The following is a 19,683-nucleotide window of genomic DNA, read 5'->3' as shown; positions in this document are numbered from 1 at the left end:
TGAGGTTGGGACGGCGAGATGAACGCTGACGGCATGGGGGAGTCTGTCGTCGGGGACGGTCGCCCCCCGGGGGACGCGGCCGGTGAAGGTCTGGGTGCGGTGCGGCCAAGCGGCCCGGCTGCTCGGCGTGCAGGAAACCGCCAGCCAGACCGACCTCACAGAGCCGACAGCCAGAACAGCACATGCGGGACTGGGAGCGGCCGCGACCTGTCGCACGGGTCCGACCCGAAGAACGGCACCAGGGCGAACTCCTTGCGCACGTCGTGGCGACGGCATTCGAGGACGTGACGGACGGCACTGATCCGCTGCTCTCTCAGGGACTCATCGAGCCGGTCTCGAAGGCGGGCGTTGGAGATGAGGGTGGGGGTCGTGGCCCCAGGGGCGATGGGCACCCAGCACATCGCCCAAGGGGCCGCCTGGTCTCCGCCCTGACGGGTCGACACGCGACCAGGCAGGGCGTTTGTCAGGCTCGTGTGGCCTTGCGGCCCTGCACGATTTCGTTCAGGCGCTTGGTCTGCTCGTCGACGGAGTGCGGTCTGTTGCCGGTCAGGACACCGTGGGTCTCGTCCCAGACCCGGTAGCAGGGCTGGGGCCAGCAGCCGACCGCCCCGTTGCGGGGCCGATGCCCCCGGCTGGGCAGTCGTCGACTCCCCCGAGGAGTACGAGATCCGGCCGGCCCCGATGCCCGGCCTGCTCTTCGTCCACATCCCGAGGCGAAGACCGTCAAGAACCAGCTGCACCTCGGCTTCCGGCCCGACGACCGGCAGGCCGAGGTCGACCGGCTGCCGGCCCTCGGGGCGCGGCACGCGGACATCGGCCAGGGAGAGCAGTCCTGGACCACACTGGTGGCCCCGGAGGGCAACGAGTTCTGCGTGCTCGGCTCGCGGCGGAGCTAACCGGAGCGGGGCGATCGAACATACGATGGCTGAAAGGCGACGCCGGCACCGAGCCGGCGCCTGCTGGTGATCCGATCACTCGGGGTGGGAGTTCGTATGGCACAGGCCGCGGACGCTGCGCGGACCGTCATCATGACCGTGGACGACGATCCCGGGGTGTCCCGGGCAGTCGCCCGTGACCTGCGACGGCGCTACGGCGGGTCGTACCGGATCGTGCGCGCGGAGTCCGGTGAGTCCGCGCTGGAGGCGCTGCGGGAGCTGAAGCTGCGCGGTGATCTGGTGGCGGTGATTCTGGCCGACTACCGCATGCCGCAGATGAACGGCATCGAGTTCCTCGAACACGCCATGGACGTGTATCCGGGCGCCCGGCGCGTGCTGCTGACCGCGTACGCGGACTCGAACGCGGCGATCGACGCGATCAACGTCGTCGACCTCGACCACTACCTCCTCAAGCCGTGGGACCCCCCGGAGGAGAAGCTCTACCCGGTGCTCGACGACCTGCTCGAGGCGTGGCGGTGCAGTGACTACAAGCCGGTGCCCGCCACCAAGGTGATCGGCCACCGCTGGTCGGCGCGCTCCTCGGGCGTACGGGAGTTCCTGGCCCGCAACCAGGTGCCGTACCGCTGGTACTCCACCGAGGAGCCCGAAGGACAGCGGCTGCTGACGGCCGCGGGCCAGGACGGGCAGCGGCTGCCGGTGGTGATCACCCCGGACGGCACCCCCCTGGTCGAGCCCGAGGCGCCCGACCTGGCCGCCCATGTGGGCCTGGCGACGACCCCGACGGCCGACTTCTACGACCTCGTGGTCATCGGCGGCGGCCCGGCCGGACTCGGTGCCGCGGTGTACGGGGCCTCGGAGGGCCTGCGTACGGTGCTCGTGGAGCGGTCGGCGACCGGCGGTCAGGCCGGGCAGAGTTCGCGGATCGAGAACTACCTGGGCTTCCCGGACGGGGTGTCCGGCGGCCAGCTCACCGACCGGGCGCGACGCCAGGCCACCAAGTTCGGCGCCGAGATCCTCACCGCCCGTGAGGTGACGGGCCTGGAGGTCAACGGCGCGGCCCGCACCGTGCGCTTCTCGGACGGGTCGCAGATCGCGGCGCACAGCGTGATCCTGGCGACCGGTGTTTCCTACCGGCAACTGGAGGCACCGGGTGCCGACGAGTTGTCGGGCCGCGGGGTGTTCTACGGGTCCGCGCTCACCGAGGCCGCCGCCTGCCAGGGCCACGACGTGTACATCGTCGGCGGCGCCAACTCGGCCGGACAGGCCGCGATGTACCTGTCCAGGGGCGCCAAGTCGGTCACCCTGCTGGTGCGCGGAGCGGACCTCACCGCGTCGATGTCGCACTACCTGATCCAGCAGATCGCCCAGTCGCCGAACATCTTTGTACGGGCCCACACGGTCGTCGATGCCGCGCACGGCGACAACGACCTGGAACAGCTGACGCTGCGCGACACCACGAGCGGTCAGACCGAACGGGTCGACGCGCAGTGGCTGTTCGTGTTCATCGGCGCGGCCCCGCTGACCGACTGGCTGGAGGGCACGGTGTTGCGGGACGAGCGCGGGTTCATCCTCGCCGGGCCCGATCTGACCGCCGACGGGCGGCCACTGGCCACCTGGGAGCTGGACCGGCCGCCGTACCACCTGGAGACCAGCATCCCCGGCGTGTTCGTCGCCGGGGACGCGCGCGCGGAGTCCGCCAAGCGGGTCGCGTCCGCCGTCGGAGAGGGAGCCATGGCCGTAATGCTCGTCCACCGGTACCTGGAGCAGTCGTGAGCGGGCGGCCGATGCCGTGCAGCGCGGCGGAGATCAGCTCGCTGTTCCTCTTCGAGAAGCTCAGCGCCGAGCAGATCGACAGGCTGTGCAGCGAGGGACGGGTCGAACTGTTCGACCCCGGGCCGGTGTTCGCCGAAGGTGACCCGGCGACCTGCTTCTACGTGATGATCGAGGGCACGGTCGTCATGTCGCGCCGGGTGGGCAGCGACGACATCGAGGTGAGCCGCACGTCCCAGCCAGGGGTGTACGCGGGGGCCGTGATGGCGTTCGTCGGGGACGGGAAACCGCAGCGGTACATGAACTCGCTGCGGGTGTCGGAGCCGACGCGGTTCTTCGTCCTGCCCGCCGAATCGTTCGCGAACTTCATGCACGAGTGGTTTCCGATGGCGGTCCATCTCCTGGAGGGGCTCGCCCTCGGTTCGCAGACCTTTCAGCGGGCCGTCGGGCAGCGCGAACGGCTGCTCGCGCTGGGCTCGCTGTCCGCGGGTCTCACCCACGAGCTCAACAACCCGGCCGCGGCCGCCGTACGGGCCACCTCCTCGCTCAGGGACCGGGTCGCGCACATGCGCAACAAGCTCGGCGTCATCGCCTCGGGCGACTATCACCACGACGCCCTGAAGGCCCTGGTCGACCTCCAGGAGCGTACGGCCGAGCGGGTCTCCAAGGCGCCGGCACTGAGCCCGCTCGAAGCGTCCGACCGGGAGGACGAACTCGCCGACTGGCTCGACGACCACGGTGTCCCAAACGGCTGGCAGATCGCGCCGATCTTCGTGCAGGGCGGTCTCGACGTCGACTGGCTGGAGCAGATCGCGGCGGCATGCGACCAGGAGGAGATCCTGCCGAGTGCCATCGGGTGGCTCACCTACACGGTCGAGACCGAGCTGTTGATGTCCGAGATCGAGGACTCCACCACCCGTATCTCGCACCTCGTCGACGCCGCCAAGCAGTACTCGCAGCTGGACCGCGCGCCCTACCAGGTCGCCGATGTCCACGAACTCCTCGACAGCACGCTGCTGATGCTGTCGGGCAAGATCGGTCCGCAGGTCGAGGTCGTGAAGGAGTACGACCGTTCGGTGCCGAGGATTCCGGCCTACCCTGCCGAGCTGAACCAGGTGTGGACCAACCTGATCGACAACGCCGTCTCCGCCATCAACAGCGCGGGCGGCGAAGGGACGTTGACCGTACGCACCGCTCTGGTGCACGACCGGCTGCTGGTGGAGTTCCGCGACACGGGCCCGGGAGTGCCGGCCGAGATCCGCGGCCGGATCTTCGACCCGTTCTTCACCACCAAACCGGTGGGCGAGGGCACCGGGCTGGGGCTCGACATCTCCTGGCGGATCGTCGTCAACAAGCACCACGGTGACCTGAAAGTCGAGTCCGTACCCGGCGACACCCGCTTCCAGGTGCTGCTCCCCCTCACCGCCACCGACCCCGACACCGAGCCCGATACCGTCCCCGACCCGGCCCAGGAGCCCTCATGACCAAGGACACCGGCATCGACCCCAGCGTCCCGCCCAGCGGTGCCGGGACGACGAGCTGACCCGTCTCGTGTCCGCGAGGCCCGTGCCGTGCTCATCGCCGGGGACGCCGGGGTGTGCGCGGCGGGCCTGGACATCCCCGACGACGTCGGCATGAAACCCACGCACTACGCGCCGTTCACGTCGGCCCAGGTACACGGTCACCGCGAAGGACACGGTGTTCCACGTCAGCGATCACGCCTCCTACAGGGACCCCGCACGAGGACGACGCTTGCGAGCTCCTGGCGACCCTCCTCGAAGACGTGAGCGCCCCGTGGTGACGACAGCCCTGTACGAGATCGAGACCAACGAAGCCGACTGCCGCCATTTGGGTTGCTGGTCGAGGGGCGGGCATGGGTTCCTCGGGTCGCGGATGGGCAGGGACAGTGCTGCGGGTCAGGTGGCTGGCCGGGGCAGGGCTGCGAGGCGGGTGAATGCGCTGGTCAGCTCGTGTCGCCAACGCCAGGTAGCGGAGATCCGGAGGCAGAGTCGGCGGCCTCCGCGGGTGATGCGGGCGGCGGCGGGCAGCAGCCGGTAGCGGAGCTTCTTCGGCTCGGCGGTGGCCAACTCGCTGTCCAACAGCAGGGCCTGGGTCCAGACGAGCAGGCGGATGCGCTCCTCCACGCGGGCATGCGCGCGGTGGCGGGCCTCCAGGCGCTGCGCGGTTCCCCCACCCGTGACCGGGGTGCCGGTGAGAAAGACCAGGTGGCGCATGCCTTCGTCGAAGTCGAACAGGGACAGCCGGGCACCGGGATGGGGACGCTCACGCCGCACGATGACGCGGGTGCCGTCGGGGTAGCCGGTGAGGTCGATCATGCCGGTCAGCTCGGCGGCCTCTGCTCCGTCGCGCAGGGATCCGTCCTGTTCCAGGGCCGGGTGCCAGACCCGGTCGGGCAGGGCCCGGATGTGGTGCAGGAAGCACAGCAGCGGGTGGTAGCCGAAGCCGCGCTTGTAGGCGGCGGCTGCCTGCTCCTTCGGAGTGGCAGGTGACCAGGGTGGCGTCGAGGTCCAGGACCAGGCAGGGCAGGTCGCGCCCGCCCGCGCGGGACGCTGGTATGCCGTCGCGGGTGTCGGCGGCTTGCAGCCAGGCGATTTCGCGTGCGGTGGCCCGGGCTTCATGCAGGGCGGCCAGTGCGGGAGGGCCGATGTCGGCGAGAAGACGCCAGGCGGTGGGTGTGGTGGCGACCGGGCCCAACACCTCGCGCTGGTCACGCAGGACAGCGAGGTCAGTGATGGTCTCGCCGCCGTCGGCGGGCATCACGGCCAGGTCGACCGCCACCCGGCCAGGGGCGTGCCCCGTGCCGCGCGGCCGCAGCCGACGCAACGCGCTGGTGAAGGCGCTGGCCAGCCCGGTGACTTCGGCCAGATCGGCCGGCAGACGGGATCCGGCATGGCTGACCACCCCGCGACCGTCGGCCGAGACGACAAGTCGCGGACGTGACCCGGTGGTGTGCACGCGGAAAGTGCCTTCCCCCGCGAGACGACAGAAGCCTTGGACAAGCCCTGTCGTCCCAGGTCGGAAGGCACTTTCGCTGTGCCGCTCATGATCCGGACACGACCCCGAGCGAAACACGCGGGCCAGGGCGTGTTCCCGTGCCCGTTGCCTCGCCGCCGGGCTCAGAACCCGGGGAAAATCCTGCGCAGGTCGTCGAGGGTGACGGTGTCGCCCGTGAGGGTCACGGAGGACGGGGTGTGGGCGGGGGCGTGCCGGCCGGCGACGAGTCGCAGCCACCACTCGGCGGGGGCCGTCAGCACGGCGTCGGCGTTCTCGGGTTCGCCGGTGAGCGCGACCGTCTCGCCGACCGAGAGACCGAAGGCGCGCTCGGGTGCGGTGGTGTGCACCGCGACGGCGACGGGGCGGTTCTCCAGGGCGTCCGCCTTGCCGAGGAAGCCCAGCATCATGCCGGCCTGGTCGAGGAGCGGCCCGGTCGCGGCGGACGCCAGGGGCGTCGACGGGTCGAAGGCCACCTCGATGTCCCACGAGTGGTGGGCGAGCTCGCTGAGCAGGAGCCCCGCCGCGGTCGCGACGTCCACCGGCGCGGGCAGGAAGCCGAGGTCGATCCGGAGGTCGCTGCGGGCCCCCGCGTCGAGGCCCTCGTAGCGTTCGACCAGCGCCTGGTTGGCGGTGACGAAGCCTTCGGCGCGCTCGGCCGGGGTCATCGCGTCCCAGCGGGCCCACACCGACTTGTTGAAGTCGCCGTCGGGGGCACCCGTACCGCCCGTCGCGCCCTCCAGTGCGGCCAGGCCTATTTCGGCGCCGCTGCCCAGATGGCTGAGCACCTGGGAGACGTCCCACTCCGACGCGCCGGACGGGCGGGTGAGATCGGCGGCGGTGAGTCTGTGCACCACGGCGGCGAGGTGGTCGTGCCCGCTGCGCAGGGCGTCGATGATCCGGTCTGTGGCTTCGGTCATGGTCGTTTCCCCAATGAAGGTGATCTGATTCGGTGTTGTCGTCATACGGCTGTCGGTGTCACGCGGCGGTCTGGGACGAGCGCTTGGAGAAGCCGACCGTGTACCCCTCGACGGTGGTCCGCACCGACGGGTCGGGGTGCGCGGCGGCGCCCAGGGTGATGAACAGCGGGATGTAGTGGTCGACGGTCGGATGGGCGTACGGCATACCGGGCGCCCTCGTCCGGAACGCGGCGAGTTCGTCCCCGGCGCCGCGCGCGAGGGCGTCGGCGGCCCAGGCGTCGAACTCGGCGGACCAGCCCGGGACTTGGCCTTCGAGCATCGCACGGGTGATGAACGGCAGCCCGTGCGTCATAAAGCCGGAGCCGATCACCAGCACACCCTCCTCGGCCAGCGGATACATGGTCATTCAGCGGCACCCAGGCCCCGTGGTCGAGCCCTCGGCCGGCGTGCTGGTGGACCGGTTCGCCGTCCGGACAGGGACAGCGACCAGGCAGTCACGTGACGCGGGCCGGAGAGGTCACACGAGCCTGACCGGTCCGGCGTCGATCGGCAGGCGGACCAGGAGATAGGGCTTGCGGCGCAGATCCTCGCCCTCGTGGAAGAGCGACATCCGGTTGAGCTGGTTGGCGGTGGCGTACAGGTGCCGGTCCGCGGCGACGGACAGGGTGTCGACCCAGATGAGGTCGGTGCCCTGGGCGAGGGTGCGGTAGGTGCCGTCCGGGTTCCTGCGCCAGATGGAGTTGTGTTCCAGGTCGCCGCCGTAGAGCCGTCCCTTGTCGTCGCTCTCCAGGCCGTCGGCCATCGGTTTGAACCCGTGGTCCTCGACCGTCGCCGCCACCTCGGCGTCGGTGGCGTCGGGGTCGGCGAGGGCGTCGGTGGCCACGCTGTGCAGTCGGCGGCTGGACAGGGGGGAGTAGTAGAGGCGCTTGCCGTCGGCGCTGAGGGCGATGCCGTCGGAGCCGGTCTCGTAGTGCATGGGTTCGCTGCCCGCGGGGCGGATCATGAGGGGTTCGCCCTCGATGACGGGAAGGAACTGCTCGTCGGGGAGTACTGAGGGCTGCCCGGCCAGTCGCCGCCAGGAGTGGCCTGTGGCGAGGTCGACCACGATGATGCCGTTCGAGCCGCCCGAGTCGGTGATGAACGCCATGCCCTCGGCGCCGCGCCGCAGGTCGAAGCGCACGTCGTTGGGGTAGCTGTTCGACGGCACCACCTCGGGCGGGAAGAGGATCTTCCGTACGATCCGGTCGGTGCGCAGGTCGACCGCCACGAGCTTCGGGCCGCCGTAGGAGGACCCGGCGAACAGCGGGTTTCCGGTGTCGAGGATCCACAGCCGGTCGGCCGGGTCGACGACGACGCTCTGCACCGACTGGAAGTGCCCGGCCAGGTCGGAGGCGTCCTCGCGGTTCACCTCGGCGTTGGGGTAGGCCACGGGCTTCCCGCCGCGCAGTTCGGCGACGGTGAACGGGACGTCGTCGCCCCAGCGGGGGAAGTTGACGAAGATACGGCCGTGGCGTGAGACGGTGACACCCGTCGGCATCGAGCCCCAGAAGCGGGCGACGACCGTGTACTGACCGGCGGTTGGGCCGGCGGTTGAACTGGTGGCGTGGGCGGGCCCGGCGAGTTGGGTGGCGGCCAGCGACGCGGTGGTCGCGCCGAGGAATGTACGTCGTTTCATGGGAGTGTCTCCTGTTGGGTCTGGTTGCACCAAGGACTTCGCCGTGGACAGCAGTTCTCTGGTGCGCGGGTGGCGGGTGGTGAGGTCTATCGCGGAGAAGGCCCTGTCGTGGATTCGCGGGGCGAGACGGTCGCGGTGGAACCCTGGAGATGCCCTGCTTTCCTGTGCTGGTTCGTGTCCTGAGAACAACAGTCATCGCAGGTGGCAGGGCATCTCCAGGGTGGATCCAGGTTCAGTGGGCCATCACGGGCTCGCCCTCGGACGGCGCCAGAGCCCGGTTCGGGATCAGGAACGCGGCGATCACCGCACCGACCACGAAGAAGCCGGAGCCCCACGCGAAGGTGGCCGTGTAGCCCTCGACCCCGGCCTGCGCCGCGGCCAGCGCGCTGGGCTTGTGCGCGGTCAGGTAGTCGGTCGCGGCCGACGAGGCAATGGTGGTCAGTAGCGCCGTGCTGATGGAGCCGCCGATTTGCTGACCGGTGTTGATCAGCGCCGAGGCGACGCCCGTGTCCTCGTGGTGCAGGCCTGAGGTCGCCCCCTGGGTCGCGGTGCTCATCACCGCGCCGATGCCGAGACCCAGCAGGATCAGGCCGGGCATGATGTGGGTGGCGTAGGCGCTGTCCAGCTCGAGCCGGGTCAGCAGGGCCATACCGGCTGCGGCGACCAGGAAGCCGGCGCTGACGACGATCCTCGGGCCGACCTTGGGCAGCACCAGCGAAGGCATCGTGGTCGACGATGCGACGACGCCCGCGACCATCGGCAGGAACGCCAGACCGGTCTTGATCGGCGAGTAGCCGAGGCTGGCCGCGAAGTAGTAGGTCAGGAACAGGAAGATCGAGAACATCCCCATGCCCAGGACGAACACCGCCGCGAACGAACCACCGCGGGTCCGGTCCAGCACGAGGCGCAGGGGCAGCAGCGGATGCGCGACCCTGGACTCCAGCCAGACGAACACCGCGAGCAGCACCGCGCCGACGATCATGGAGCCGAGGGCGACCGGGTTGGTCCAGCTGGTGGACTCTACGTGCGCGAACCCGTAGACGACGGCGAACAGCGCGGCGCTCACCACGACGATGCCCGGAATGTCGAGTTGGGGCTTCTTAGTGATCACGGGCTTGGCCAGCAGCAGCAGTGCACCGATCAGGGCGGGGGCCGCGAAGACGACGTTCACGTACATCACCCAGCGCCACGACGCCCATTCGGTGAGCATGCCGCCGAGCAGCAGCCCGATCGCGCCGCCCGCACCACCCAGCGCGCTGAAGATACCGAAGGCCTTCGCCCTTTCCGACGGTTCGGTGAAGGTCACACTGAGCAGTGAGAGTGCCGCGGGCGCGAGCAGCGCGGCGAAGAGGCCTTGGGCCACACGTGCCGCGACGAAGATCTCGAAGCTGCCGGCCGAGCCGCCGACGACGGACGCGGCCCCGAAACCTGCCAAGCCGATCACGAAGAGGGTGCGTCGGCCCAACAGGTCACCGAGTCGGCCGCCGAGCAGCAGCAGGCTGCCGAACGCCAGGGCGTACCCCGTGATGACCCACTGCCGGCTGCCGTCGCTGAAGCCGAGGTCTTGCTGTGCCTCGGGCAGCGCGATGTTCACGACGGTGGCATCGAGCATGACCATGAGCTGTGCCATGCCTATGACGACCAGCACCCACCAGCGCACGGCATGTGAGCCGCGAAGGCCCGAGTCTGTCTTTCCGGAGGCGGGCGCCCCGCGGTCGATGCTGGTACTCATTTTTTCCCTTGCTTGCTCGGCATGACTGAAAGCCGTCTGGAATCTGATGGGTTTCCTCACCGATGAAGGTGAGGCGACCGGATGACGGGCTGAGATCTCAGGGCTTCGAGATCATCGTGTGGCCGCTTCGGGGCTTCCCTCGGCAATCCTCTGGAGGGCCGCGTCGGTGTCCGCGGTGGCCAGCATCCTGTTGATGTCGGCGCCGGCCAGTCATCGCGCCGGGCGTGCACGCACCCTGTCCGGTGAGCTCAGGATCGTTGTGGACTGAACGGTAAGGAACCTAGGCGGTTCTGTACTGGGTTGTCAAGAAGGGTGGGTCGGCTTTACCTTCGATGCATGGCCAGACCACGAAGCTTTGACCGCGACCACGTCCTGCATGCCGCTGAGCGGCAGTTCCGCGCCTCGGGCTACAACGGCACGAGCGTCGACGACATCAGCGCCGCCACCGGCCTGGGCCGCGGCAGCCTCTATGCCGCGTTCGACGGCAAGCGCGGCGTGCTGATGCAGGCGATGGGCGGCTACTTCGCCCGGCTGGGGGAGGGTCCGCGGAAGATGCTTGCCGGACCGGACGAGGGTGCCCTGGAGCGACTGCACGCCTACCTGCTCCGCGCCGTCCATGGGGTTCCGCTCGCCCCCGACGTGCCCCCCGCCTCCGACCGGACGGGGGCGGCCTGTTTCGCCGCCAAGATGGCCCTGGAGATCGGCGCCTCCGACCCCGAGGTGCAACGGCTGGCCAGCGACTGCTTCTCCGTGGTCCGGACGGCGGTGGCGGAGTGTGTGCGAGCGGCGCAGCGCAACGGCGACATCGACCCCGACGCGGATCCCGACGACCTCGCGTACCTTCTGCTGACCGTCATCCGCGGGAGCGATGTCGTAGGCGCCTACGGCCACAGTCCCGACCGCTTGACCTCGATCGCGGAGAGCGCGTTCGCCTTGCTGCCTCGCCCGCGCCACCACTGACAAGGGCACAGCCGGCCTCGCCGCACCGGCGTCTGATGCGGTCGGCCCACTTCGACGCCGCGCAGGCGCGGCCTGTAGGTTTACGCGCCGCCGGGCGGTCGTCCGGGCGGCCGGCGAAGAATTGCGCCCGCCTCCAGTCGGGTTGCTCCACCGCAGGCGCGGTGTCGCCGGGCTTGAACTGCACGTCAGTCGCCGAACGCTACGCCGCCGGCCCGGTGGCACTTCGGCCGCCGCTGCGCCAACTCGGACCGCGGTGGCACGAATTCGTGCCACCGCTCCGCCTCGCTGCCCTCGTAGAGCCAGGTGCCGTCCCCGCGGATGCGGGCACCCGTACGGACTCCCGCCGGGCGTCGACGAGTCGGCGACCGGCCCGACCGTCGCCATCCCGCGCGAGCGTCAGCCTGACGTCCCGCTCACCCACGCGGCAAACGCCCCCGTACCGCCGGGACCGCAACCGGCGCAGGCGACCACCCTGCTGACGCGTGGGATCGCCCAGGCCTACGGCCACCACCGCGCACCCGGCCGCTCGTCGCCGCCCAGGGGTTCCAGTTCGAGCCGCGCCGGCCACAGGTCTGCGAGGCCCCCCGACCTGCCGCTGGACATCACACCCGTGTCCGACGCCGAGACCAAGGCGATGGCCTGCACGACCGCGCAGGCCCACATGGTCCGTCCGAGCTGACGGCAAGGGGCTTCCCCGCCCGTTCGTGAGGGGTCTCGGCGCAGAGCACGGGAAAGACCGGCCCCGGCCCGGTGAACGCGCCCGCCTTGGTCGCCGTGGTCGCCGGCACCACCGTCCGACGTACTTGACAGCTCAGTACAGAACCGCCTAGGTTTCTGACTGTTCAGTACACAATGTCCTGAACTCACCGGACAGGCTGCGTGCACGCCCGGCGCTATCACCGTCCCGTCGCTCTACCTCCACGGGGCCGACGACAACTGCTTTTCCGTGGAGGCGAGCGACGGCATGGACGGCGACGGCATGGACGACCTGTTCACGAACGGCTTCGAACGCATCGTCATACCCGGCACAGGGCACCGGTCGCCAACCACATCCTGGGCTTCCTGAACGACTGACCCCCCGCCAACCACCCAGAACTCGAAGGGTTGACCGAACCATGACTGACAAGGAAAGGCAGGAGGCCATGGCTGTGACGACTCCTTTCGTGGAAAAGCACCGCGGCACCGAGGCCATGCTGGCCCTCCTCGACGCGATGGACCAGATGCCGAGCGCCAGGCGGCTGCGGGCCCGCTCCTACGAGCTGCTGTCTCTTGTCCCGGACTCGTCTGTTGTGGACATCGGCTGCGGTGCCGGGCGGGCCGTCGCCGAGCTGGCCGAGCGGGGCGTTAACGCGGTGGGCGTGGATCCCGATCCGTGGATGCTGGCCGAGGCCCGGAAACGGTGGCCGGCGGCCGAGTTCCGGGAGGCGGGGGCGGAGGAGCTGCCGTTTGCCGACGGAAGTGTGCGCGGCTACCGTGCCGACAAGGTCTTCCACGCACTTCAGGAGCCGTGGCGCGCGGTGGCGGAAGCGCGGCGCGTCCTCTGCCCGGGCGGCAGGATCGTCCTGGTCGGGCAGGACTGGGACGCCATCATGGTCGACTCTGATGACGCGGCGCTCACCCGCACGATCGTGCACGCCCGCGCCGACCTCCTGGGCACGCCCCGCGCCGCCCGCCAGTACCGCAACCTGCTCCTGGACGGCGGCTTCAACGACGTCACCGTCGAGGTGCACACCAGCGTGTTCACCGATCCCGCGATGCTGTCGCTGCTCACCGGGCTCGCCGAGTCGGCCTGCATGAGCGGTGCCGTCGGCCGTGACCAGGCCGATGAGTGGCTCGCCGAACAGCACCGACGCGCCGAGGCCGACCGCTTCCTCATCGCCATTCCGTTCTTCGTGGCCGCCGCCTCCGCCTAGAGAGCAGATGGAGCACGGGCTGCGGGGATCCGCTTGGCCGGGGAACGGTGACCACACCTGCCAGGCGCTCGTGGCCGATGTGGGTTTCCTTGGCCGGCTGGGGGTGGCCCCCTTCCGTGCGAGACGCCTGGTCATGAGGGTGATGACGGCCCAGACGATCAGGGTCTCAGTATTGGATGAGCCGTTCGTAGTCCCGGGCATGGCGGCGCGCGTCCATCATCCACGCGAGCGACCTCGACGACCCAGCGGCGGGGCAGCACGACGAAGCCAGAGGCGTCCTTGGGGCGGCTGACCGGCTTGACGGTCAGGTTGAGGTGCTGTTTCGCCCAGTCGACGAGCTTTCCGGTGTAGGCGGGCGAGGGCGGCGAGGGCCGGGACGAGCAGATGCCCGCGGAGAACGCGGCGATCGTCGTCGGCCCGTCGAACGGCCGGTCAGCTCGGCGCGTTTACGGCGGGCCTCCGCCTGGTCGTCGAGTACGACGGCGACGATCCCGATCCGCACGAGCAGTAGCGACCTGGCGTCCGCGCCGGTCGCCGACGACGAGTACCGCGTGGTCACCCCTGCCGACTGGTCACCGTCGCCCCGCTCGGTCAGGGACCTCGCCGACCGCCCCCGGGGTCCCCCGCCCGGCACGGCGTGCGGCCGTGCCCTCGCGCGCATCTCCGCGCAGCACGCCTACACCCCGAGCCGCGCCCACACCGCTCGGGAGCTTCCCACCGCACTGTCCCTGGTCCGAGCGGGCCTCGGCACGGCCGTGGTCCCCACCCTCGCCCTCACCGGTGCCCCGCCCGAAACCGTGGCCCTGCCCCGCGGTCCCGGTGGCGGGCCACCGCCGCATCGCGGCCGTATGGCCCGCTTCCCCGTCCGGCCCACAACCCCGAACCGCGGCCGTGGTCGAGGCCTCCGCCGGTCGGCCGAGAACCTGGGGCTCACGCCTGCGCCTTGAGGGGGCGGGCGTGACGTACGTGGCTCCGCCGCGGGGGTGCGAGCAGCTGAGGGTGACGGCGGCAGAGGGCTGTCGGCTCGAGCGGTGCCGTGGGGGCGCGAGGCTCAGGGGGCGGGGGCGCAGGGCCGCAGGGCACGAGCATCAGAGGGCGGTGGCACGACGCCGCCGCGTGGGTGCGAGCAGCGGCGGGTGCGGCATAGCGGAGTGCGGCGTAGCGGAGGAGAACGGCGGTTGCCTGTCGTCGCAGGGCGGCGTCTGCGGCGACCGCCGCTGTCACCTCACGGCCCTCGGCCTCCGGGCCGCCCGGAGGAGAGCCCCGGGGCGGCCCGGAGGCCGAGGACGGTGAGGTGTTCCGGCAGGAGACCCGCTGGCCGTGGACCGTGGACCACGCCCGCGCCCTGCGCGTCTCGCGCCGCCGGGCTCCTGCCCGACGCGCCTGGCGGGCGATCCGGCGGAGGCGGTGCCCAGCGGACACGTCGCCCGTCGATCCTACGGACGCGCCCCCGGCGACTCGGCGGACGCGCCCCCGGCGACTCGGCGGACGCGCCGCCCGGCGATCCAGTGGAGCCCCGCCAGCGATCTAGCGGGTGGCCCCGGTGTGCTCCCGCACCGTCGCCGCCTCGCTCGCCGTCGTCCCGGCCCCCGGCTCGGCGCTCTGCTTCGCGAACCCGCGCCGGCCCGGCAGGATGGCGAGGACGATCAGTGTTCCGGCGGCCATGATGATCCCGCCGATGAGGCTGGTCTGGGCGACTCCGTGGGCGAAGGCCTGGTGGACGGCGTCCACGGCGGCCTGGGCCTGCTGGGGCCCGGCAGCGGGATCCTGCGCGACCCGCTCCGCGACGGCCAGGCCGGCGCCGACGGAGTCCTTGGCGGTCTCCATCGCCTCCGCCGGGAGCCGGTTGCCCACCAGGTCGGTCAGCTCGTCGCGGTAGGCCGTGCCCAGCAGCGAGCCCAGCACCGCGATGCCCAGCGCACCGCCCAGCTCCAGCGCGGTGTCGTTGACCCCGCCGCCGACGCCCAGCTCGGACTCGGGGAAGGAGCCCATGATCGTGTCGGTCGCCGGGGAGATGGCCAGTCCGAGCGCGAGGCCCAGCATCATCATCGGCGCAACGAAGTCCCCGTATGTCGAGCCCTTGTCGATCTGGGTGAGCAGGAAGATGCCCGCCGTGCCGATGGCCAAGCCGGTCACCACCATCGGCTTCACGCCCAGCTTCGGGGTGAGCATCCCGGTCAGCGCGGACCCGAGGAAGACCGCACCGGCCAGCGGCAGCAGCCGTACGCCCGTGTCCAGGGAGCCGTAGCCGAGGACGAACTGCAGGAACTGCGTCACGTAGTAGATCACGGCGAACATGCCGAAGAAGAAGAACAGCACCGCGAGCATCGAGCCGCTGAAGGGCCGCAGCGCGAACTTGCGGACGTTCAGCATCGGGTGCGGGTGGCGCAGCTCCCAGGCGATGAAGGCGGCCAGACCGACGCCGGCGACCACGGCGGCGGTGACGGGGCCGGTGCTCCAGCCGGAGTGCGGGCCCTCGATGGCGGCGTAGATCAGGGAGCCGACGGTGACGATCGACAGCAGACCACCGACGTAGTCGATCCGGCCCATGCCCTGCGCCTTGGACGGCGGTACCAGGGCGAGCGCGCCGACCACGCCGAGCAGGGCGATCGGCACGTTGATCAGGAAGGTCGAGCCCCAGGCGTGGTCCTCAAGGAGCCAGCCGGAGACCAGCGGGCCGACGGCCACCGCAAGGCCGGAGGTCGCGGCCCAGGCGGTGATGGCCTTGGTCCGCTCGCTGCGGGGGAAGGTCGCGACCACCAGGGACAGCGTGGCCGGCATCACGACCGCGGCACCGATACCCATGATCGCGCGGGCCACGATGACCAGCGAGGTCTCGTCGACCATGCTCCCCATCACCGAACCGGCGGCGAAGACCAGCAGGCCCAGCACCAGCGCGCCGCGCCGGCTGTACTTGTCGCCGATCGCGCCCAGCACCAGCATCAGCGCCGCGTACGGAACGGTGTAGGAGTCGACGACCCACTGCAGATCACTGCTGCTCAGGCCCAGGTCGGTGGTCATGGCGGGGGCGGCGACGATCAGCGACGTGTTCGCCATCACCGTGATCAGCAGGCTCAGACACAGCACGAGCAGCGCCCACCAGCGCCGCGCGTACGGCCCGGGCATTTTCTCCACGGGGGTGTTTGCAAGGAAGGGCATCAGTAGCTCCTGAGAGGGACGGGTGGATGAGCGGAAGCACTTAATTGCCCATCGATGTGCACACTAGTTTATTGCCCGTTGGTGTGCAACTATCGCGATGGCTCCCTTCTTCCACCCGCCCTCGAGGTACCGACGTGACCAGCCGAACAGCACGAACACCGACGACGAGGCCGAGACGGTCTCCGGCCCGGCCCCACGAGACGCCGCCCCCTCCTGCTCCGACTTCGACTTCACCCCCCTCGCCGACTTCGACCGCGACTTCGGCGCAGCGTCGGGACGCGCGGGCCACCCGTGCCCGGATCCTCGACGCGGCTCGGCGGGAACTGACCCGCGACCCCGACAGCAGCCTGGAGGACATCGCCGGTGCCGCCGGTGTGGCCCGGCGCACCGTGTACGTCCACTTCGCCGGCCGGGCCGCGCTCGTCGAGGGCCTGGCCGCCGAGGCCGCGGAGGCGATCCGGCGCGCCGTCGCGGGTGCCCCGGCCCCGACCCCCGACGCCGTCGCGGACCTGGCGCGATTCGTCCTCATGGTGTGGCCCGTCGGCGACCGCTACCGCGCCCTCATCCGGCTGACCCGCGGCCATGACCTCGCACGCGCACGCGTCGACGAACTGCTGACCCCCGCCCGCGACATGGCCGCGAGGGTCTTCGCCCACGGCCGCCGACAGGGCGTCTTCCAGACCGCCGTCCCGCCCGACCCGCTCGGCCGAGCCATCGAGGCCCAACTGCTGGCCCTGCTCGACTGCGCAGACTGCGGCCCGTGGTCCGACGACGGCACCGGCGCCGCCACCGCCGCCCTCATCGCCGCCGGAGTCGCCCCGGACACCGCCGCCGCGAAGGTCGATCAGGTACGGAAGTCCGGGTCGCCCCCGAGTCCCGTCTGAAACCCCGTGCCCGTACCCCACTCGCACTCACACATGTCCGCCCCCAACTCCCTGTCCCCTGACGCCCTTTGGAGGAGGGCCGATGTACCGCCCCGCCCCGAGCGCGACTGTGACCAGGAGTGCGAGTTTTCGTACTCGTACGCGCACGAACCCGCCGACGGCTCCGACCGCCGGCTGCCGGTGAGCGAACTCGCCCTGTGGATGGACGGGTTGACGAAGTCGGACGACGACAGCGAGGCACGGGCCCGCTCGGCGGAGGCGACCGTCTTCCTGTCGTACGCGGACCTGTCCGACGCCCTGGGCCTGGAACTGACCCGGGGCTACGGTTGCGACCGGATCCGCGCCCTCGTCCTGACCACCCTCGGCTTCGAGGTCACCGCGACGACGACCGTCGCGGCGGCCTCCGGCAACCGCGTCATCTTCAAGGACTTCAAGGTCGCGGGCCGCGTCGCCCTGCCCGAGGCCGGTGAGACGTTGCTCGGCCAGGTCTTCGCCGAGCCGATCGCGCCGCGGAACATCCCCGACGGCCTCCGACCGCGCTCGGTCACCACCAGGGAGCAGGGCCTCACCGCCCACTTCTCCGGCACGTCGGTCACCTTCCGCCGCGACGACGCCCGGGACACCTCGTCGAACGGGTCGGCCGGAGAGAAATCAGGCGTCGCCGGCCGGAAGAGCCGTAGCCATCGCCGACGCGACCTCCTCGACCACCGCGCTCGCCCGATCCTCCGGCACGCCGGCCGCGATGAGGGTGGCCGTGGCGATGCGGTGCCCGTCGTCCTCCAGCGCGCCGGTGTTGACGGACTCCACCAGAGCTACGATCAACGCCATCAGGCTGGCGCTCTGCACGGCCGGCGGCAGATGGGAGTGGAAGACGCCGTCCCGCTGCCCGCGCTCCAGGATCCCGGTGGCGGCCTCCCGGGCCGGCTCGAGCACCTCGGCGAGGCGCCCGGCGCCGAGGTCCCGCCGGGTGAGCGCCAGCAGCATGCGGTAGCGGTCGCCCACGGGCCACATCCGGAGTACGCACCGCGCCAACGCCCGCTCGGCCGACTCCCCCGGCTCCGACCCGGCCTCCACCGTGTTCCGCAAGGTCTCGGCGGCTTCCTCGGCGAGCGCCTCCACCAGCGCCGCCCGCCCCGGGAAGTGCCCGAAGAGGGTACGCCGGACGACCCCGGCGGCCCGCGCCAGCTCCTCCAGCGTGATGTCGGGGTTGCGCCCCAGCTCCTCACGGGCCGTGGCCAGGATGCGCGCCCGGTTGGACCGCGCATTACGGCGCAGCGGCTCGCGGCCCACGGGCTTGCTCACGGAGAACCTCGCAGCATCAAAGGACGGACGAACGGCCCCCCATTTTGTCACGCCGAGCCGAAGCCCCCGTATCACGCCCCAGCGGCCGCTGCCTCACGCGGGACCCGCCCCACCTCGTGGCCCCCGAAGCTCGGCCGACGCGGAACCGAGCGCGCCCGGTGCGGCCCTCGCGCTTGTTCCTCGACGAGAGCCCCGGCGCGCCGGGCGCCGCCGACCTCGTCCGTCGCGGCCATCCCACCGGCCACCCCCCCCGTCGGATCAGACCGCGAACTCCCGGATCACCATGTTCCGGAACACCGCCTGCCCGTCGATGGTGAACAGGGCCAGCCCGGTGTCGGACGGGTCGGGGAAGACCACGGTCGAGTGCGCGTACCGGCCGTCGTCGACGAACATCTCGACGGACGTGCGGTCGACGAGGACGCGCAGGCAGACCGTGCGGGCGGACAGGTCGAAGGGCGTCCGGCCCTCCTGCCAGCGGTCCGAGGCATCGAGGCCGGCGGTGCAACCGCGGTTGACGAAGGCGTGGTCACCGTAGACCCCCACGTCGACGTGCCGCCCGCCGTCCGCCGAGCGCCGCAACTGCCAGCCCGGCACCCGTAAGTCGGTCCCAGGGGATGTCGCAGGTCAGTCCTTCTGGTCCCTGTTGGGGAACGCCCTGCCGGCGGGAAAACATGAGGTGCCGGTGCCCGAGGACCGCGTCCCGGGGCGGCCGTGGAAGCCGGGCGCAGCAGGAGTTGCAGAGCCAGCTCGACGCGCTGGGACCGGTCTGCAAGCGAATCATCCCCGAGAAGATCTCCACCCGGGTCAAGACCCGGCCGGAGCTGGAGAAGGCGCTGAAGCTGGCGTACGACATCAAGGACGCCGCTCCCGACCAGGAGGTCATCCTCACCGCCCACGAGCTCAAGCGTCTGGCCCGCGACGTCGCCGAGCTGATGATCCTCTCCGGCCGGCTCCGGGCCGCCGGTCTCCTCGCCTCCGTCCACCGCGCGCTCGCCGAAGCCGAGGAGACCGGCGCACCGGCCGGGCCGGAGAGCATCGCGCCGCGCCGGCCGACCCGGGTGGACCTCACCGGGCCCGGAAGCGGCACCACTGACGCGGTGGGCACGGTCGCTGAACAGACCGAGGACCAGGCGAACGACGTCGCGGCCGCGCTGCTCGCGCATGCCCGACACCGAGGGGAGCACGCGTGATCCCCTCGGTGTCGCACCGTACGAAGGGCCCCGGGGCACTCGGAGCCGAACGCCCTGGCCAGATCGGCCCGTTCGGCCGCTGGCCCGATCCCCGCGAGGACGAGGGCCACGACGAGTCCGACGAGGAAGATCCGGCTCCGAAAGTTACTCAGGGGTTACTTGTCACCTGGTTCGCCGCTCGTCAACAGCGCCCCTTGTTCGCCCGCCCCGAGGGCTCCGCTGTGGGGTCATGTTCTGCTCCGGAGCGCTCAGTGGTTCGGAGCGCCCGCC

General features: G+C 71.0%; 14 protein-coding genes and 5 pseudogenes. 9 read left to right on the top strand and 10 right to left on the bottom strand.

What is annotated here, in order from left to right; genetic code table 11:
• Positions 1-155 precede the first annotated feature (155 nt).
• Positions 156-392, bottom strand: coding sequence for a hypothetical protein (locus AQJ67_RS29330; protein WP_159058847.1), 237 nt, complete (start codon positions 390-392; stop codon positions 156-158).
• 217 nt (positions 393-609) lie between these two features.
• Between AQJ67_RS29330 and AQJ67_RS45745 the strand changes: the two are divergent.
• The 3 genes and pseudogenes from AQJ67_RS45745 to AQJ67_RS29320 all read left to right on the top strand — a co-directional run.
• Positions 610-896 (top strand): annotated as a pseudogene (locus tag AQJ67_RS45745) (VOC family protein); the annotation flags it as partial.
• A 96-nt stretch (positions 897-992) separates the two neighbouring features.
• Complete coding sequence (locus AQJ67_RS29325) at positions 993-2,669, top strand: NAD(P)/FAD-dependent oxidoreductase (RefSeq protein ID WP_062722311.1); 1,677 nt, start codon at positions 993-995, stop codon at positions 2,667-2,669.
• Positions 2,670-2,680: 11 nt separating this feature from the next.
• Positions 2,681-4,150, top strand: coding sequence for an ATP-binding protein (locus AQJ67_RS29320; RefSeq protein WP_425264192.1), 1,470 nt, complete (start codon positions 2,681-2,683; stop codon positions 4,148-4,150).
• A gap of 432 nt (positions 4,151-4,582) precedes the next feature.
• Here the strand turns inward: AQJ67_RS29320 and AQJ67_RS29315 are convergent.
• From AQJ67_RS29315 to AQJ67_RS29290, 5 genes and pseudogenes are all read right to left on the bottom strand, one after another.
• Positions 4,583-5,642, bottom strand: a pseudogene (locus AQJ67_RS29315) (transposase).
• 161 nt (positions 5,643-5,803) lie between these two features.
• Entirely contained in the window at positions 5,804-6,598 is a 795-nt protein-coding gene (locus AQJ67_RS29305; RefSeq protein WP_062722307.1) for a maleylpyruvate isomerase family mycothiol-dependent enzyme, read from the bottom strand.
• Between the two features lie 58 nt (positions 6,599-6,656).
• Positions 6,657-7,004: a dioxygenase family protein gene (locus AQJ67_RS29300; protein ID WP_062722306.1), complete on the bottom strand. Its 348-nt coding sequence runs from the start codon at positions 7,002-7,004 to the stop codon at positions 6,657-6,659.
• A gap of 111 nt (positions 7,005-7,115) precedes the next feature.
• Positions 7,116-8,273, bottom strand: coding sequence for an L-dopachrome tautomerase-related protein (locus tag AQJ67_RS29295; RefSeq protein WP_062722305.1), 1,158 nt, complete (start codon positions 8,271-8,273; stop codon positions 7,116-7,118).
• Positions 8,274-8,505: 232 nt separating this feature from the next.
• Positions 8,506-10,005, bottom strand: a complete 1,500-nt coding sequence (locus tag AQJ67_RS29290) for an MFS transporter (RefSeq protein ID WP_079056245.1) — start codon at positions 10,003-10,005, stop codon at positions 8,506-8,508.
• Positions 10,006-10,341: 336 nt separating this feature from the next.
• Here AQJ67_RS29290 and AQJ67_RS29285 point away from each other — a divergent pair, with 336 nt between their 5' ends.
• Complete coding sequence (locus tag AQJ67_RS29285; protein ID WP_062722304.1) at positions 10,342-10,965, top strand: TetR/AcrR family transcriptional regulator; 624 nt, start codon at positions 10,342-10,344, stop codon at positions 10,963-10,965.
• Positions 10,966-12,155: 1,190 nt separating this feature from the next.
• Entirely contained in the window at positions 12,156-12,878 is a 723-nt protein-coding gene (locus tag AQJ67_RS29280) for a methyltransferase domain-containing protein (protein ID WP_107123019.1), read from the top strand.
• 54 nt (positions 12,879-12,932) lie between these two features.
• Here AQJ67_RS29280 and AQJ67_RS45740 read toward each other — a convergent pair.
• Positions 12,933-13,231 (bottom strand): annotated as a pseudogene (locus AQJ67_RS45740) (IS5-like element IS4811 family transposase); the annotation flags it as partial.
• Between the two features lie 198 nt (positions 13,232-13,429).
• On the opposite strand from AQJ67_RS45740, the gene AQJ67_RS45735 reads away from it, so the two are divergent.
• Positions 13,430-13,825: a type 2 periplasmic-binding domain-containing protein gene (locus AQJ67_RS45735; RefSeq protein WP_244190626.1), complete on the top strand. Its 396-nt coding sequence runs from the start codon at positions 13,430-13,432 to the stop codon at positions 13,823-13,825.
• 580 nt (positions 13,826-14,405) lie between these two features.
• Here the strand turns inward: AQJ67_RS45735 and AQJ67_RS29275 are convergent.
• Positions 14,406-16,037 carry an MFS transporter gene (locus AQJ67_RS29275; RefSeq protein WP_062722302.1) on the bottom strand — a complete coding sequence of 544 codons (1,632 nt, stop codon included), beginning with the start codon at positions 16,035-16,037 and terminating at the stop codon, positions 14,406-14,408.
• Positions 16,038-16,336: 299 nt separating this feature from the next.
• Here AQJ67_RS29275 and AQJ67_RS29270 point away from each other — a divergent pair, with 299 nt between their 5' ends.
• Together AQJ67_RS29270 and AQJ67_RS49625 are read left to right on the top strand one after the other, a co-directional pair.
• Positions 16,337-16,921 (top strand): TetR/AcrR family transcriptional regulator, encoded by a 585-nt coding sequence (locus AQJ67_RS29270; protein ID WP_062722464.1) that lies wholly within the window; start codon positions 16,337-16,339, stop codon positions 16,919-16,921.
• A 33-nt stretch (positions 16,922-16,954) separates the two neighbouring features.
• A pseudogene (locus AQJ67_RS49625) lies at positions 16,955-17,437 on the top strand (hypothetical protein); the annotation flags it as partial.
• 135 nt (positions 17,438-17,572) lie between these two features.
• Here AQJ67_RS49625 and AQJ67_RS29260 read toward each other — a convergent pair.
• Together AQJ67_RS29260 and AQJ67_RS29255 are read right to left on the bottom strand one after the other, a co-directional pair.
• Positions 17,573-18,223, bottom strand: a complete 651-nt coding sequence (locus AQJ67_RS29260) for a TetR/AcrR family transcriptional regulator (RefSeq protein ID WP_062722300.1) — start codon at positions 18,221-18,223, stop codon at positions 17,573-17,575.
• A 258-nt stretch (positions 18,224-18,481) separates the two neighbouring features.
• Positions 18,482-18,851: pseudogene (locus AQJ67_RS29255) on the bottom strand (glycoside hydrolase family 32 C-terminal domain-containing protein); the annotation flags it as partial.
• Positions 18,852-18,957: 106 nt separating this feature from the next.
• On the opposite strand from AQJ67_RS29255, the gene AQJ67_RS29250 reads away from it, so the two are divergent.
• Positions 18,958-19,413 (top strand): recombinase family protein, encoded by a 456-nt coding sequence (locus AQJ67_RS29250; protein WP_062722298.1) that lies wholly within the window; start codon positions 18,958-18,960, stop codon positions 19,411-19,413.
• The last annotated feature ends 270 nt before the right edge of the window (positions 19,414-19,683 follow it).

Source organism: Streptomyces caeruleatus, from assembly GCF_001514235.1.
In the GTDB taxonomy this organism is placed as follows: Bacteria; Actinomycetota; Actinomycetes; order Streptomycetales; family Streptomycetaceae; genus Streptomyces; species Streptomyces caeruleatus.
Note: the sequence above shows the minus strand (reverse complement) of the source record. Positions and strands in the feature narration are given on the sequence as shown.